Origin of the sequence: Brevibacillus sp. HB2.2 (assembly GCF_013284275.1) — a bacterium.
GTDB classification, from domain to species: domain Bacteria; phylum Bacillota; class Bacilli; order Brevibacillales; family Brevibacillaceae; genus Brevibacillus; species Brevibacillus brevis_D.
Window position 1 is genome coordinate 1 of sequence record NZ_JABSUV010000025.1, and the last position, 15,511, is coordinate 15,511.

The window sequence follows — 15,511 nt, forward strand, 5'->3', positions numbered from 1 at the left end:
GCCACTGGGAAAACGGCTTTTTTCTTGGTACCACCTGAGCTACCTACTTACATGGCGATAGGAGTGGCTAAAAAAAGAGTTGCGAACTTATGTTCGCATTCACTATAATGTAAGTACAATTTCCCACACAAGATGAGGATTTGGATGTAAATGTTCGTAAGTAGGCGGGTGGAAAAGCGTGGCTAACGGCAATCTTGAAGTAACGCACGAAGAAAGAGAGGCATTTATGTACATGCTACGAGATTCGGGTAGAGAGAATTATCCCTTAAATGTGAGCTGGTGTGTGTCCTTTGAGGGGGAGCGAGGGAATACATGCAGCATGTGGGGTGTGGTCAAATGGGTAGACCCGAAGGCGAGACGTGTTCAATTAGCGAACCAAACGGGGAGTCAATGGATCGAGATGGAGAAAATTATCAATGTACATGCATAGGTGTACGTACGGAGACCTTACATGAAAATCGACTGCATTCTCTCCACTTCTTTTTTTGACCCAATGATTGGGTCTTTTTTTCTTATGTACCTTTCTTCGGATATGGTTTCGCATCCGCTTGAAACAACTTGCTCACCATTCCATAAAGACGACCTGACATGTTAGGAAAAACGAAGGAGTATTCGTTCGCTCCTTGATTCAGCAAAACGATCGGTGCTTCCACGATGTAGGGGATTTTCATTAGATCGAGCATCTTCTTATATTCTTCTACCTTGGAATGGTTGACCGTATAATAAAATGATTTAGAAAAATTCATGCGAGCACGCTCCTTTTCCTTATTGTAGCATATCCACAGGTTGACGTATAAGTGAACATAATAAATGTTATGTAAACTCAATGCAGTTTCCTTCTCTTTAGGAAGAGAGAAGATTCACAAAGACTTCTACCTATGATAGAATAAAAGACCGAAATTTTACCAATAGGAGAAAAATGATGATAATCAGCCAGCAACTACTTTCTGTGAACGGGTTATCCTACACGATTCGCTCTGCAATGGAAACAGATGCACAACAGTTGTCGGACCTTCGACTGCAAATCGATGGGGAGACTGAAAATTTGGACAGAGAAAGAGGAGAGGCTTTCATCGATGTGCAAGGATTCGAAGGTATCATCAAAACAGATGCAGAGAGCCCAAGAAATTTGTTTTTAGTGGCTGTTGTTCAAGATCGAATTGTCGGGTTTTCCAGATGTTCAGGTGTTTACTTAAACAGATTTGCGCACAAAGTAGAGTTTGGTGTATGCGTATCACAAGATTTCTGGGGTTATGGCATCGGGAAGAATCTCTTGCAAGAATCGGTTGCCTGGGCAGACGCCAACCACATTACCAAAATGACGTTGAATGTAATGGAAACGAATGAGAAGGCAATTGAGCTGTACAAACGGTTTGGTTTTGAAATCGAAGGAGTACTCATAAACGACAAAGTTCTTTCCGACGGCAATTACTACAACACCATTATTATGGGAAGATTCAAAAATGACAGGAGCGTAACATGACGAGAAAACGAGCGAGAGAATGTGGCGTATTGATTGGGACGGGGATCCCAGGTGCGTATAATGCAATTACGGATGTAAAAGGAGTGAGGGTCGGACACAAAACAATTAACAAGGAAGACGTTTGTTCGGGTGTCACGGTGATCGTTCCCAACGACGGACATTTGGAGGGGCAGCATTTTCCTGCTGGTTTTTTCTCCTTTAACGGTACGGGAGAGTTTACGGGAAGTCACTGGATAGAAGAGACGGGTACGCTGGTGACACCCATCGTATTTACGGGAAGCCATCTGCTAGGGTTGGCACATCATCATCTTGCTCGTGCGACGAGAAAAATCGAGGGACTTGAACCGTTTTCTAACGGAATCGTCGCGGAGACATGGGATGGTTGGTTAAGTGATCTCGAAAAGACGCAGATTCAGTATGAGGATTTGGAAGAAGCGATTGTAGAGGCTCGTACAGGACATGTCGAGGAAGGCAATGTGGGCGGAGGTACCGGGATGATCTGCTTCGAATTCAAGGGCGGAATCGGAACCTCTTCACGCATCGTCGAGACTGAATGTGGCACTTTTACTGTCGGGGCATTGGTGCAGACGAATTTTGGCAGAAGACAGGATTTCAAGGTGAATGGTATTCCCGTGGGCCAGCTGATTTCCGAGAATGAAGTTCCTCTGCCGTGGGTAACACCTGAAAACGATGGTTCTTTCTTAGTCACAATTGCGACAGACGCGCCTCTCTTGCCGACTCAATGCAAGCGCATTTCCAAGCGAGCCTCACTCGCGATGGCACAACTCGGCGCGATTGGTGAGGAGGGCAGCGGTGATTTCTTTCTGACCTTTTCCACAGGAAATTGCTATTCATATGGCGACGAGCAAATGAGCACAGTGAAAATGTTTCCGTCCGAACAACTGGATGCACTGTTTGAAGCAGCGATCGAAGGGGTCAAGGAAGCGATCCTGAACTCCATGTTGATGGCGGAAACGATACAAGGCCAGAAAAACAGAACCGTACATGCATTGCCACTAGATCGTTTCGTAGAAATCATGTCTCGTTAAATGAAAAAACTCCGCTAGCATAAGCGGAGTTTTGCTGTCTAATCATTTGTTAAACAATTGTTTAACTGCTGAAGAAGCTACGGCTGGAGCGCTTTCTTTTATAATGAGAGCTGCCGTAATGGGAATGTCCGTACCGATTGCTGGAGCTGTACTTTCTGCGATGTTTGTAATCGCTGCTGCTGTATTTCCGGTGCTTATGCGAAGATGAGTGATTACCGAGTAAATTTTTTAAAAGCTTCTTGAGCATATCAATCACTCCTAGTTAGGTTGGAAGTGTATTACGTATAAGTATATACGAATATGCTGAAGAACCGTTTCATTATTTTTCTACGTTTTCGTGAAAAGCTGGACCGATCAGATCGATCCGGTTCGTCCATATTCCTCCTGTAAAGCTTTCAGGCACCCGTTTTAAATCATTCGGGACATCAAAGCCTTGTGACACCTCTCCACTGCCTGCGACTAGGATCACGCGGGTGTCTTTTGCTTCCATTCTTGCCATGAACCGATTCGGCCAACCCCAGAGCCATGGGGCAATCTGATCAGGAATATGTAGTTGGGTATGTGCACAGGCTTGTGGTACAAATCCGGACCAACCTGCAGCGATGTACGGGATCAGGCAACTTTTCATTGTTGCCATTGACATCACACGCAGCTGGGGCAGTTGTTGTTTCAATGTCTCGATGGGCTCGTCACCGCCATAAACAGAGAGCTGTGCCAGTCGTTTTGCAGGCAAGGTCGCCAAAACATCCGCCAACGCTTTCCCCTCGAGTGGGTCATTGCTTTTGATATGGATAAGCAGCGAGTGATTAGGGAATGTTTGTAGCACATCATCGAGCGAAGGCATCATGCCAATCCCTTTTCCACGGAAGGGGAAGGTTTTCCCTTCATCGGCTGTATAATGGTAGCCAATGTCGAGCTGTTGTAATTCGGCCAAGGTATAATCTCTCGTGACACCGGTACCATTTGTCCGACAGTCAAGCGTCCAGTCATGAAACACGGCGAATCGATTGTCTTTGGTCCATTGTACATCGAGCTCAACAACGTCCGCGCCTGCATCAAAAGCCGCCTGCATGGACGGAATCGTATTTTCCAGGTACGGATGCTCCGGTGGATAAATCCGTTCCGCCGTACAAGTTTCGTTGGTGATGTTCTCCATATGAAAGGTTTGCGCCATTCCCCGGTGAGCAAGTAAAAAAGGCTCGCCTTCTGGCTCTTTTGCAAGATAAGAGCTGTTACCCAGAAACAGGAAAGCGATGAAAAGAAGAGGAATCCAGATGCGTTTTCGCTGGAACCATTTCTTTCGAGGTTGATTTCGATGTTTTGACATGATGGAATACCACCCCTTCCTTAAAATGCTCTGTTCATTGTAGCAAAACGCAAGGGAGGAAGGTACATGCTTTGGGAGTAGGGCTAGGGGCTTGGCATCATTCGAAAAGACTGGCACAATAGACGGAAGATACGATGTATCCTTGAAGAGCAAGGGGAGGTTCCATGAAAATAGCTTTACATCAAATCGCTTATCAAATCGGCATGCACCCAACTGATATGGCGAAGCTTGTCTACGATGGTGAAATAACGGGAGAGATACCTGACCGCAATCCGCAAGCAAAGGATGCCTGGGTGGATTTGCACTCTCTGCGTAACTTCGTTCAATGGCGATACGATCAGGGGAAAATGGAGCAAATGTTCTATGATAAAGCTATGCGTCACCTGAACAAAGCAATGCCCAAAAAATAATCGAATGTGGGGGAGAAGCATGCAAGACTCTATTATTTACTGCATGGTACCAAAAACATACTGGGAAAAGTGGATGGACAAGGATCACTACTTACCGCGCGATTACGAGCAAGAAGGCTTTATTCACGCGACAAAAGGGGACGAGCTGCTTGAAAAGGTAGCAAACCGCGTCTACACACAGTTTGACGAGGAGTTGTATGTACTCGTTGTTGATGAAACGAAAACGACTTCGGAAGTCAAATACGAGGCTGCGAAGGATGGATTGCTGTATCCACACATCTATGGACCGCTGAATCAAGATGCGATCGTGGATAGAAAGCAAATGAATCGGATAGACGGCCAGTGGCGTCTGGGAACGTCCATCCGCTAACTCTACCATTTAAACCATTTGAGTAGCGCAAGCACTTCTTGACGCTTGGCCTCAGGTAGCTTGTCGAGTCTGCGCAAGAGAAGATCGATTCGCATGCGCTGTTCCACTTCGGATTCAGGTACCTTCTGCCCCTTCACCCATTGTCGTTTCAGGCGGACGGGATCGGTATCAGAGATGATCCGAAGCAGCTTTCTTTCCAACAAATCTAAGGAAGCCATAGGTGAAACCCTCTTTTTCGTTTAATCCGTTTCTTCTATTATAACACGGGTACATAAAGAAACCATGATTGGCGCACAATGGTAAAGGTGTTGAATATAACCCTTTGTAGGAGGCGTATCGATTATGGCGAAGCCGGATGACCGTTCTGACAACGCAGAAAAGCTTCAACAGATGATTTCCAATACGGAAGAGAACATTCGTGAGTCCGAAGATTACCTGACGGCTCATGCTGGAGAGATTTCTGCAGAGGAAAAAGCAAACCTCGAGGCGAAGAATCATCGTCGCGAAGAAAGCATCGAGGGATATCGCGCAGAAATCAAGGATGAATCTACGCAGGCATAACCTTGCTACCAAACGTCTGGCGCCAACTACGCGTCAGGCGTTTTTTCATTCTATCGGGCAAAAGTGCAACAAAACATGATTTGTTTTGCGAAACATGGTAATCTGTAATGGTACAAATTGAATAAGAGGAGAAAGACTTATGAAGCGACCAGAAGATACACGCGTCGTTGTCGGCATGTCCGGCGGAGTCGACTCCTCCGTGACGGCTTACCTGCTTAAGCAACAGGGATATGACGTCATCGGCATCTTCATGAAAAACTGGGATGATACCGATGAATTCGGCCACTGCACGGCGGAAGAAGACTTCCAGGATGTCCGGCGCGTCTGTGAACAGATCGGCATTCCATATTACACGGTAAACTTTGAAAAAGAATACATGGACAAGGTATTCCAGTATTTTTTGGATGAATATAAACGAGGCCGTACACCGAATCCGGATGTCATGTGCAACCGTGAAATCAAGTTCGGTGAGCTTCTCGCCAAGGTGATGGATCTGGGGGCGGATTATATTGCTACCGGCCATTACGCGCAGGTCAAGTACATCGATGGCGAGTACAAGCTGATTCGCGGCGCTGACAACAACAAGGACCAGACTTACTTCTTGAATGTATTGGGCCAAGAACAGCTTTCCAAAACGATGTTCCCGATTGGTCATCTCCCGAAACCGCAAGTAAGGGAGATCGCGGAAAAAGCAGGACTCTATACAGCGAAAAAGAAGGACAGTACAGGGATCTGCTTTATTGGGGAGCGCAACTTCCGCGAGTTCCTGCAAAACTATTTGCCAGCCAAACCAGGAAATATCGAGACCGTAGATGGAGCAGTCATCGGTACGCACGACGGGCTGATGTACTATACATTGGGCCAACGACAAGGCCTAGGGATAGGCGGAGGTCATGGCACAAGCGGGCAGCCTTGGTTTGTTGTAGACAAGGATCTGGAACGGAATGCCCTGATCGTTGGCGAAGGCTCTGATCATATCCGTCTGTACTCGAAGAGTCTCTTGGCGACCAACGTGAGCTGGGTGAGTGATAAGAAACCATCCGAAACGTTTACTTGTACAGCCAAATTCCGTTATCGTCAGCCAGATCAGGGAGTAACCGTTCACCTGCTGGAGGATGGCAACGTAGAAGTTGTATTTGATCAACCGCAAAAAGCAGTGACACCTGGTCAGGCTGTCGTCTTCTACGATGGGGAAGTGTGCTTGGGTGGAGGTACGATTGACAAGGTACGCTTAGTCGATAAAGAGAACTAAGATAGACGGGGGAAGCACTCGGTGGATGCTACGAAAAAATCAAAAGTGATTATCGTTTCATTTTTGGCGGGAGCAGTTCTCTTGGCGATCATCTCTTATTTCGGGATGGCCTCCATGGGTAAAGAGCATATGGCGACGATCCAAAACGTCATCAAGGAGAACGGCGGGGTTGTAAACGCGGGTGGAGTGACAGCAGTACCGATGGATGAAAGTCCTTTTACCAACAGCGGAAAAGGCAATACCATCTACCGTATCTACTTTACGAAAGATGGGCAAACGTTGACGGCTTGGTATCGTGCTGATAACGAATCCTCCATCAAGAAAGAGCCGGAAGCGTGGATTCTGCCGTAATAACGAGGATAAACCTGACTGGGAGAGTGAAGGCATCACATGACCCAATATGCTGGATTGCGTGAACTGGCTGAACTGATTCGAAGACTCGAGCCAGAGTTAGCGGGTGCACAATTAAGTATTCTTGCTCATGAAAATAAAGAGGAAATCGCAACATTGCTAGTGGAAGGACTCGGGACAAAAATTCCTGTCCAACACAGCTCTGGCGAATATGCGAATCATTTGGCGATTTTGCGTGTAGGAGCGAACAAGTACACCTTTGCGCAAGATTGGAGAGAAGTGTACATCAGTGAAATCAATTACTGCGCGTGTCGCATACCTCCAGGGGCCCACGGATTGTTGGTTCGCCATATCGATTATCCAGGCGTGATTTATGATGTCTCACGAAAACTGGCCGAGTATCAAATCAATGTTTCCAAGTTGAATGTATCCCGCGAGCAAAAAGGGAAGAATGCCCTGCTTATCTCTGTGACTGATGAAGAGATTACACCAACGATTGTATCTGCCATCGAAGAGCTGCCCCAAATCACCAAAGTGTTATCTCTACAGTAAGCGAATCATGAAAAACAAAAACTGCCCGTTGTTAGTAGCGGGCAGTTTTTTTCGTGGCGAATCTGAGTCCTTGACTAATGAAGACTGGCAAAACGGACGAGTGATTTTCGTTGGCAAATTCCTTAAAGGAAGCCTTGATTTGGCCCTTCCCCATGGAGGACAATCGTTCGATCATCGCCAGCGATTTTTCTTTGACCAAGAATCGCCCATCGTTTTCCAACTCCCCGATGGTGAGGAGTGCATGGACGTTGAGGTCATCTGTCAGCAGGCTCGGCAATTGACTCTCCTTCGCAAGCAGCACGCTCTCATTCCAGTGGATAGAGGGACTACCGGCAATATACCGCTGGAACGCGTGTGGTCTGGACAGAAGCACATGCAAGACAAATAAGCCGCCTAGCGAATGTCCCAAAATCGCTTGCTGGGTCCGATCGATGGGGAAGTCGTTTTCGATGCTAGGCTTGAGCTCCTCCTCTAAAAAGGTGAGGAACTGCTCGGCTCCCCCCATTTGTGGCCACTCGGCTCCTTTTGGGCTGTCAGGAAGCTCTGAGGCGGGAACTTCATACGTGTAATCATAGAAACGGGCAGGATGGTATGGAGCGTCTGTTGGATAGCCAATCCCGACGACGATAGCAGGATACACCCCAGTTCGTTCAGGGCCACGTGATTGTATCCGTATCGCTTCGGTCACGGTTGCAAAAACAGAGTTTCCATCTAGCAAATATATGACGGGAAAGCCTGATTCCGGAGGGGGATCGGCAGGTATACTTACGAAAATGTGATAGTCACGCTCTTGATAAGTCATGATTCTACGGTAGGAACGAGGTATGACGACAGGTTGATAGTCGGTGCTTTTCATGAGGGCGACTCTCCAATCTCTCCAAGGCTAACCAACACGCACAAAATCTATTATATGAACGAGAACCAGAGATTGGCAATAGCCGAAAAAGGAGAATAGTTAGTTTTCGAAAAGAGCCCATACTGAGCTTGACTCCTACGATATATTGAGGTAAAGTAAGTTTTACCAACTACATATTGATGCGGTAAGGTGTTTACCAGCCAGATTTGGTAGACTTAATAGGGAAGTCGGTGAGAATCCGACGCGGTCCCGCCACTGTAATGAGAGAGTTCCATTTGCGAAAGAAGGCCACTGATCATGAAGGATCGGGAAGGTGAAAATGGAGCGATGATCCAAAAGCCAGGAGACCTGCCTAACCGCTTGCACTGTTTACCCTACGGGAGATAGGGAAGTGTTCGAGCGCTCAATTCGCATTGGCGAATTGCTAGATGGAAGTCATCACGCGCATTCGGCATGTAAACGTCGGATGCGCTTTTACTTTGGCTAAATAACATACATACAGAGTAAAAATAGCAAGGATAGGATGAGGGACATGCTAATCGCTTATGATTCAAAAACAGGAAACGTCCGACGATTCGTCAACAAAATTAATTTGCCACATGTGGAAATTGATCAAGATATGGTGCTGGACGAGCCATTCATTTTGATCACATACACGACGGGATTCGGACAAGTGCCGGAGAAGGTGGCGACGTTCCTGAAGCGAAATCATGTCCATCTGCGCGGGGTATCTGCCAGCGGCAACCGCAACTGGGGAACCAGTTTTGCCAAAAGCGCGGATACGATCGCGAGCCAATATGGCGTTCCGGTGATTTCTAAATTCGAACTGTCCGGTACCGGCCGTGACGTGGAACAATTTACGAGTGGGGTGGCAGCAATTGCGGCATATTGAATTGAACAACGAACTGATGCAGCGTGGCAACGACGGATTTTATCAACTGGAAAAGGATCGGGAAGCGGTTGCGGTCTTCATGGAAGAAGTGCAGTCCAACACGATGACCTTTGGCAGTGTGAAAGAACGCATGGACTATTTGATCGAGAATGATTTTTATGAAAACGTCTATGAAACATACACGGTTGAGCAGGTCGATGAAGTTTTCCGTTTGGCCTATGACGCCGATTTTCAATTTGCTTCGTATATGGCTATCTCCAAATTTTATAAAGATTACGCTTTGAAAACGAACGATAAATCGATGTACTTGGAGCAGTATCCAGACCGGGTGGCCGTTGTGGCACTGTCACTTGGACAAGGTGACTTTGAGCTCGCCAAGCGTTTAACGGTCTCCATGATGGATCAACGCTTGCAACCAGCGACACCAACCTTCCTGAACGCAGGCAAAAGCCGCCGGGGAGAAATGGTTTCCTGCTTCTTGCTCGAAATGGATGATTCACTGAATTCCATCAACTTTATTTTGGGAACTTGTATGCAGTTATCCAAAATTGGCGGCGGTGTAGCCGTGAACCTGTCCAAGCTTCGCGGACGAGGAGAGCCGATTAAAGGCGTCGAGGGCGCAGCAAAAGGTGTTATGCCGGTTCTCAAGCTGTTGGAAGATGCGTTTTCCTACGCGGATCAAATGGGGCAACGCAAAGGCTCAGGTGCAGCGTACTACAACATCTTCGGCTGGGATATTAACGAGTTTCTCGATTGCAAAAAAATCAATGCGGATGAAAAAGCCCGCATCAAAACGTTGTCCATCGGCCTGATCGTACCAAACGTATTCTACAAGCTGGCTGAGGAAAACAAGCCATTGACTGTGTTTGCTCCGTACTCCGTGTACAAAGAATACGGCGTGCATCTGGATGATATGGACCTCGATGAGATGTACGAGGAGCTCTTGGCTAACGATCGCATCAAGAAAAAGACCGTGATGAGCGCACGCGAGATGTTGACCAAAATCGCGATGATCCAAATGGAATCGGGCTATCCGTACATCATGAACAAAACGAATGCGAACAACAACCATGCGCTGAAAGATCTCGGTTCGGTAAAAATGTCCAACCTGTGCACGGAAATCTTCCAGCTACAGGAGACTTCGACGATTACCAATTACGGCGAGATGGATATCATCCGTCGCGATATTAGCTGCAATCTGGCATCGCTCAATATTGTCAATGTGATGGAACGCAAAATGATCCGCGAATCTGTCCACGAAGGAATCGAAGCCATTACAGCCGTGAGTGACATGACGCGTGTAGAAAACGCTCCAGGCGTTCAAAAGGCAAATCGTGAGCTGCACTCTGTAGGTCTCGGTGCGATGAATCTGAACGGTTATCTCGCAAAGAACAGAATCGCTTACGAAAGTGAAGAAGCGAAAGATTTCGCCCGTACGTTCTTCATGATGATGAACTTCTACTCCTTGGAAAAAAGTATGGAAATTGCAAGGGAAACAGGCATGACCTTCTTGGGCTTTGAACAATCGGAATATGCAAAAGGCACTTATTTTAACAAGTACGTGACGAACGATTACAGCCCGCGGACGGAAAAAGCAAAGCTTCTCTTTGAAGGAATGCACATTCCGACACCAGCAGATTGGGCGGAGCTACAGCAAAAGGTGCAAAAGCATGGCGTTTATCATGCGTACCGTTTGGCGATTGCACCGACACAGAGCATTTCCTACATTCAGAACGCGACTTCTAGCGTGATGCCAATCGTCGAGCATATCGAAACGAGAACGTATGCCAACTCTACGACGTATTACCCGATGCCATACTTGTCGCAGGAAAACTATTTTTACTACAAATCGGCGTATGTGATCGACCAATTCAAAGTGATTGATCTGATTGCCGAAATTCAAGAGCACATCGACCAAGGAATTTCGACTGTACTGCACGTGAACAGCAATATTTCAACCAGAGAACTGGCTCGCTATTACATTTACGCAGCGAAAAAAGGTCTGAAGTCGCTCTACTATACGCGTACGAAGCATTTGACTGTAGAAGAGTGCATTAGCTGCGCAGTTTAGTGAAGTCGATTCATATAAGGAAAAGCATCAAGCAAAAAGAGAAGAGGAACGCCATATGAAAGCAGTCAATTGGAACAGGCCGGACGACGATTTTACGATGACGTTTTGGAATCAAAACATCATGCAGTTCTGGACGGATGATGAGATTCCGTTGTCAGATGACAAGATGGCCTGGATGGAGCTCAGTGCGACTGAACGGGACACATATAAAAAAGTATTGGGCGGTCTCACCTTGCTGGATACGGTTCAGGGTGGAGTAGGGATGCCGAAGATCATGGAGCATGTCGATGGACTGCAAAGAAAAGCGGTTCTCGCCTTCATGGGCATGATGGAGCAAATCCATGCCAAATCATACAGCAGTATTTTTACAACGCTGGCAACGACCGAAGAGATTGACGGTATTTTTTCGTGGGTAGAAAACAATCCACATTTGCAAAAGAAAGCGGCCCTCATCTCCAAACGCTATCAAGAGATTGAGAAACCGAAAGACTTGTACATGGCGATGGTAGCGTCCGTTTTCCTGGAAAGCTATCTGTTTTACAGCGGCTTCTTCTATCCGCTCTATTTGGCGGGGCAAGGAAAGATGACAAGTAGCGGGGAAATTATCGACCTGATTGTTCGTGACGAGAGCATCCACGGACTCTATGTCGGCGTTCTCGCGCAAGAAGTCTACCAAGGCCTGAGTGTGGTCGAGCAGACCGCAGCAAAAGAGGAGCTGTATGCCCTTTTGCATGAGCTGCAAGAAAATGAAGAGGCCTATACGACTTCGTTGTATACCGAAATCGGATTGGCTGACGAGGTTCATGCCTACGTGCGCTACAACGCGAATAAGGCATTGATGAATCTGGGGCTGGACCCGCTATTCCCGGAGGAAGAAGTGAACCCGATCGTGCTGAACGGCATTCGCACGCAGACAAAGCAGCATGACTTCTTCTCGAAAAAAGGAAATGGTTATGTCCGTACACTAAACGTAGAGCCGTTGACGGACGATGATTTTAGATTTTAGTATGACAAAAAATGGATTCTGTGTTACGGTATGAACAGTATGCTGCCCTGCTCGTTTTCTGGGGCACTTCACAGAACCATGATAATTTCATAGGAGTGGGAACAGGTTCTTTGGTTATCAAGATCGACCAAGGATGAAAAGGGAAGTCGGTGAGAATCCGACACGGTCCCGCCACTGTATGAGGGGAGTCGGCACATTTATTAGCCACTGATCCAATCGGATTGGGAAGGTATGTGCAGATGATGATCCCAAAGTCAGGAGACCTGCCTGTTTCGACGACACTGCTTAACCTACGGGAGATAGGGAGGTGTTAGGATGCTGTGATCTCAGTGCTTATTTGGCATTTCTAACGTTCTTTTTGATCGTTGGAGATGCCTTTTTTATTGGGCGGATTCAAGTCAAGATCGAATGAAGAATGGAGAGGAAGCTCATGAAGAGCAGCAATTTGGGATATCCACGGATCGGGAAGAACCGGGAGTGGAAAAAGGCATTGGAAGTATTTTGGGCAGGCAGCATCGATGAGGCAAGCCTGGTACAGCAAATGGAGCAAATCCGTCACCAAAACCTGTTACGTCAGCAGGAAAAAGGGGTCGAGCTGATCCCTGTGGGTGACTTTACGTACTACGATCACATGCTGGATATGGCTGTGATGTTTGGAATGGTCCCCAAGCGTTATGAATACGAGGGAGGCCCGGTTTCATTAGCCACATACTTCGCCATGGCTCGCGGTTCGAAGGAAGCTGTTGCCAGCGAAATGACGAAATGGTTTAACACGAACTACCATTACATCGTCCCGGAGTTCGGTGAAAGACAACCAGCCATAACCGAGAACAAGCCTCTCCAGGCCTATTTGGAGGCCAAAGAAAAGTATGGCATCATCGGAAAGCCTGTTATTGTAGGCCCGTATACGTTTGTCAAATTGTCTAAAGGATATGAGAAAAACGAATTTGAGATCGTCGTGGATCAACTCGTTCCGCTCTACATAGACGTTCTCCGGGAGTTAGAGCTGCACGGCGTGGAATGGGTGCAAATCGATGAGCCTGCATTTGTACTGGATGTCTCTGAGCAAGAACGCGCCATCATCAAACGTATCTATACGCAGATCGGTCAAGCACTCCCGCATCTACAATGCATGCTGCAAACCTATTTTGAAGCGGTGGATTGGTACAAGGAGCTAGTTTCCTTACCGGTAAAAGGAATCGGTCTTGATTTTGTACACGGAGCGAAGCGCAATTTGACTCATCTAAAAACACACGGGTTTCCAGCAGACAAGATTCTCGCAGCGGGAATCATCGACGGTCGAAACATATGGCGTGCGTCCATTGAAGAGAAATGGGAGCTGGTCAATGAAATTTCCGAGATCGTTCCACTCGAAAAGCTGTGGCTGCAACCGTCTAGCAGTTTGTTGCACGTTCCTGTAACAGTTGAAGCAGAGAGCGAATTGCCAGAGGAAGTCGTGTCTGCATTGGCGTTTTCCGACGAAAAACTAGGGGAAGTACAGCTTTTAGTCCAAGGATTCCGATATGGTAAGTACGTCATTTCAAAAGAGATCGCTCAAAATGAAGCGGACTTGCTAAAGCTCGCATTATCTCCAGCGAGGAATCGTCTAGAAGTGAAGAATGCTTTACGTCAAGTCGCTGCTGCCAAACTTGAAAGAAGTGTTCCTTATCTCGAACGTCGAGAGATTCAACAAAATACGTGGAAGTTACCACTGTTGCCAACGACCACAATCGGTAGTTTCCCGCAGACGGCGGAGGTTCGTCAAGCCCGACAGCAGTTTAAAAAAGGGAACTGGACAGTAGAGCAATACGACGCTTTCATTCATGCGCAAATCAAGGAATGGGTCAAAATACAAGAAGAGCTCGGTCTGGATGTCCTCGTCCATGGTGAGTTCGAACGAACAGATATGGTTGAGTATTTTGGCGAAAAGCTCGATGGCTTTTTGTTCACGAAAAACGGCTGGGTGCAGTCATATGGCTCGCGTTGCGTGAAGCCACCTGTTATTTACGGAGATGTGGAGTTTGTGGCACCAATGACGGTCAAAGAAAGTGTGTATGCAAAATCATTGACCGCCAAACCAATGAAGGGTATGTTAACGGGCCCAGCAACTATTCTGAATTGGTCGTTTGCTCGAGACGATGTCTCCAGACAAGAAGTGTGCGAACAAATCGCGTTGGCATTGCGAAAAGAGGTAGAAGCCTTGGAAGAAGCGGGGATTCTCATGATTCAAGTCGATGAACCAGCGCTGCGCGAAGGACTTCCGCTCAAAAAAGAAGAGCAAGCAGCTTATCTCGAGTGGGGTGTCAGAGCGTTTCGTCTAGCGACTTCCACTGTTGCGCCGAGCACCCAGATTCATACACATATGTGCTATTGCGAATTCCATGATTTCATGGACGTCATCAGCGAACTCGATGCCGATGTGATCTCGATTGAAACCTCACGTAGCCACGGAGAGCTCGTGTCTGTGTTCGAAACAGGTACGTATGATAAAGGCATCGGGCTCGGCGTATATGATATCCATAGCCCCCGAGTTCCAGCTGTTTCAGAAATGGAAGATATGGTAGCACGAGGTGTGCAAGTACTTCCACCGGATCAATTTTGGATAAACCCGGATTGCGGGCTGAAGACGAGAGGAAGAGAAGAAACCGTTCAGTCATTACGAAACATGGTTGCGGCAACGAAGGCGATTCGGAATCGTTTGACAGCTCAGTCGGGAAGGTGAACGCGATGAGAGGAGCCACACAAATGATGACAGAAGCACGACCGATCCAACAATCGAGAACCTTTTTGACTGATCTCGTCTTTCCACCGGATACCAATCACCACCATACCATTTTCGGTGGAAAAGTCATGGCCTATGTAGATAAAATCGCCTGCATCGCAGCTATGCGACATTGCCGTAAGCCTGTTGTCACTGCGTCGAGCGATTCCTTCGATTTTCTTGCGCCAATCAAGACAGGGGAAGCGATCAACCTGGAGGCATATGTGACCTGGACCCATAAGACATCGATGGAAGTATTCGTGAGAGTGGAAGCGGAGAACTTGTTGACCGGGGAAAAGCGCATGACAGCACGCGCGTATCTGACGATGATTGCCCTCGACGATCAAGGAAAGCCGACGATCGTGCCTGGTGTCATTCCTGATACTGAGGAAGAGCGCATTCAGTATGAAAAAGCGAAGGAACGTCATGTATTGAGAAGGAAGCGGAAGGTAGAGATGTAAGGGGAACACTATCACCCCCCCTATAACGAATAGATGCCTCTGGTGAGCTTGGTTGCAACAGGTCACCGGAGGCATTTTTTTTTATGACTATTTAGAAAGTCGTTTTCTG

Annotated in this window: 19 protein-coding genes and 2 riboswitches; of the genes, 14 read left to right on the top strand and 5 right to left on the bottom strand. The window is 47.2% G+C overall.

From position 1 onward, the window contains the following. Positions 1-178 precede the first annotated feature (178 nt). On the top strand, positions 179-430 hold the full coding sequence (locus HP401_RS30185; protein WP_015891442.1) for a YolD-like family protein: 252 nt from the start codon (positions 179-181) through the stop codon (positions 428-430). Between the two features lie 82 nt (positions 431-512). On the opposite strand, the gene HP401_RS30190 is transcribed toward HP401_RS30185, so the two are convergent. Then, positions 513-746 (bottom strand): hypothetical protein, encoded by a 234-nt coding sequence (locus HP401_RS30190; protein WP_015891441.1) that lies wholly within the window; start codon positions 744-746, stop codon positions 513-515. Positions 747-922: 176 nt separating this feature from the next. On the opposite strand from HP401_RS30190, the gene HP401_RS30195 reads away from it, so the two are divergent. Then, positions 923-1,483: a GNAT family N-acetyltransferase gene (locus HP401_RS30195; RefSeq protein WP_173606097.1), complete on the top strand. Its 561-nt coding sequence runs from the start codon at positions 923-925 to the stop codon at positions 1,481-1,483. Next, positions 1,480-2,532: a P1 family peptidase gene (locus HP401_RS30200; protein WP_173606016.1), complete on the top strand. Its 1,053-nt coding sequence runs from the start codon at positions 1,480-1,482 to the stop codon at positions 2,530-2,532. The genes HP401_RS30195 and HP401_RS30200 overlap by 4 nt, the downstream gene beginning before the upstream one ends. Positions 2,533-2,593: 61 nt before the next feature. Here the strand turns inward: HP401_RS30200 and HP401_RS30205 are convergent, their stop codons facing one another. Both HP401_RS30205 and HP401_RS30210 read right to left on the bottom strand, forming a co-directional pair. Further along, positions 2,594-2,779 carry a hypothetical protein gene (locus HP401_RS30205; protein ID WP_015891438.1) on the bottom strand — a complete coding sequence of 62 codons (186 nt, stop codon included), beginning with the start codon at positions 2,777-2,779 and terminating at the stop codon, positions 2,594-2,596. 72 nt (positions 2,780-2,851) lie between these two features. Then, the gene (locus HP401_RS30210; RefSeq protein WP_173606017.1) at positions 2,852-3,859 is read right to left on the bottom strand and encodes a glycerophosphodiester phosphodiesterase family protein; all 1,008 of its coding nucleotides are present in this window, start codon (positions 3,857-3,859) and stop codon (positions 2,852-2,854) included. A gap of 164 nt (positions 3,860-4,023) precedes the next feature. On the opposite strand from HP401_RS30210, the gene HP401_RS30215 reads away from it, so the two are divergent. Continuing rightward, entirely contained in the window at positions 4,024-4,269 is a 246-nt protein-coding gene (locus HP401_RS30215; RefSeq protein WP_173606018.1) for a hypothetical protein, read from the top strand. Positions 4,270-4,288: 19 nt separating this feature from the next. Next, entirely contained in the window at positions 4,289-4,639 is a 351-nt protein-coding gene (locus HP401_RS30220; protein WP_173606019.1) for a DUF952 domain-containing protein, read from the top strand. Between the two features lie 2 nt (positions 4,640-4,641). Here HP401_RS30220 and HP401_RS30225 read toward each other — a convergent pair whose 3' ends face one another. Next, a complete protein-coding gene (locus tag HP401_RS30225; protein ID WP_016743595.1) occupies positions 4,642-4,857 on the bottom strand; it encodes a hypothetical protein in 216 nt (71 codons plus the stop codon). A 124-nt stretch (positions 4,858-4,981) separates the two neighbouring features. Between HP401_RS30225 and tlp the strand changes: the two genes are divergently transcribed. From tlp to HP401_RS30245, 4 genes are all read left to right on the top strand, one after another. After that, entirely contained in the window at positions 4,982-5,200 is a 219-nt protein-coding gene (gene tlp, locus HP401_RS30230; protein ID WP_015891433.1) for a small acid-soluble spore protein Tlp, read from the top strand. Positions 5,201-5,339: 139 nt separating this feature from the next. After that, positions 5,340-6,452, top strand: coding sequence for a tRNA 2-thiouridine(34) synthase MnmA (gene mnmA, locus HP401_RS30235; protein ID WP_064199254.1), 1,113 nt, complete (start codon positions 5,340-5,342; stop codon positions 6,450-6,452). A 21-nt stretch (positions 6,453-6,473) separates the two neighbouring features. Further along, a complete protein-coding gene (locus HP401_RS30240; RefSeq protein ID WP_015891431.1) occupies positions 6,474-6,803 on the top strand; it encodes a hypothetical protein in 330 nt (109 codons plus the stop codon). Between the two features lie 39 nt (positions 6,804-6,842). Next, entirely contained in the window at positions 6,843-7,355 is a 513-nt protein-coding gene (locus HP401_RS30245) for an ACT domain-containing protein (RefSeq protein WP_015891430.1), read from the top strand. Positions 7,356-7,386: 31 nt separating this feature from the next. On the opposite strand, the gene HP401_RS30250 is transcribed toward HP401_RS30245, so the two are convergent. After that, positions 7,387-8,211, bottom strand: a complete 825-nt coding sequence (locus HP401_RS30250; protein WP_173606020.1) for an alpha/beta hydrolase — start codon at positions 8,209-8,211, stop codon at positions 7,387-7,389. Between the two features lie 170 nt (positions 8,212-8,381). Continuing rightward, a riboswitch (cobalamin riboswitch) is annotated at positions 8,382-8,581 on the top strand. Between the two features lie 162 nt (positions 8,582-8,743). On the opposite strand from HP401_RS30250, the gene nrdI reads away from it, so the two are divergent. The 5 genes from nrdI to HP401_RS30275 all read left to right on the top strand — a co-directional run bounded on the left by nrdI (position 8,744) and on the right by HP401_RS30275 (position 15,402). Continuing rightward, entirely contained in the window at positions 8,744-9,103 is a 360-nt protein-coding gene (nrdI, locus tag HP401_RS30255; RefSeq protein WP_015891428.1) for a class Ib ribonucleoside-diphosphate reductase assembly flavoprotein NrdI, read from the top strand. Beyond that, positions 9,090-11,174, top strand: a complete 2,085-nt coding sequence (gene nrdE, locus HP401_RS30260; protein WP_142496802.1) for a class 1b ribonucleoside-diphosphate reductase subunit alpha — start codon at positions 9,090-9,092, stop codon at positions 11,172-11,174. The genes nrdI and nrdE overlap by 14 nt, the downstream gene beginning before the upstream one ends. Positions 11,175-11,229: 55 nt before the next feature. Continuing rightward, a complete protein-coding gene (gene nrdF, locus HP401_RS30265; protein WP_173606021.1) occupies positions 11,230-12,180 on the top strand; it encodes a class 1b ribonucleoside-diphosphate reductase subunit beta in 951 nt (316 codons plus the stop codon). A gap of 86 nt (positions 12,181-12,266) precedes the next feature. Then, positions 12,267-12,465, top strand: a riboswitch (cobalamin riboswitch). Positions 12,466-12,610: 145 nt separating this feature from the next. Beyond that, positions 12,611-14,902: a 5-methyltetrahydropteroyltriglutamate--homocysteine S-methyltransferase gene (metE, locus tag HP401_RS30270; protein ID WP_173606022.1), complete on the top strand. Its 2,292-nt coding sequence runs from the start codon at positions 12,611-12,613 to the stop codon at positions 14,900-14,902. A 23-nt stretch (positions 14,903-14,925) separates the two neighbouring features. Continuing rightward, complete coding sequence (locus HP401_RS30275) at positions 14,926-15,402, top strand: acyl-CoA thioesterase (protein ID WP_015891424.1); 477 nt, start codon at positions 14,926-14,928, stop codon at positions 15,400-15,402. Positions 15,403-15,511 lie beyond the last annotated feature (109 nt).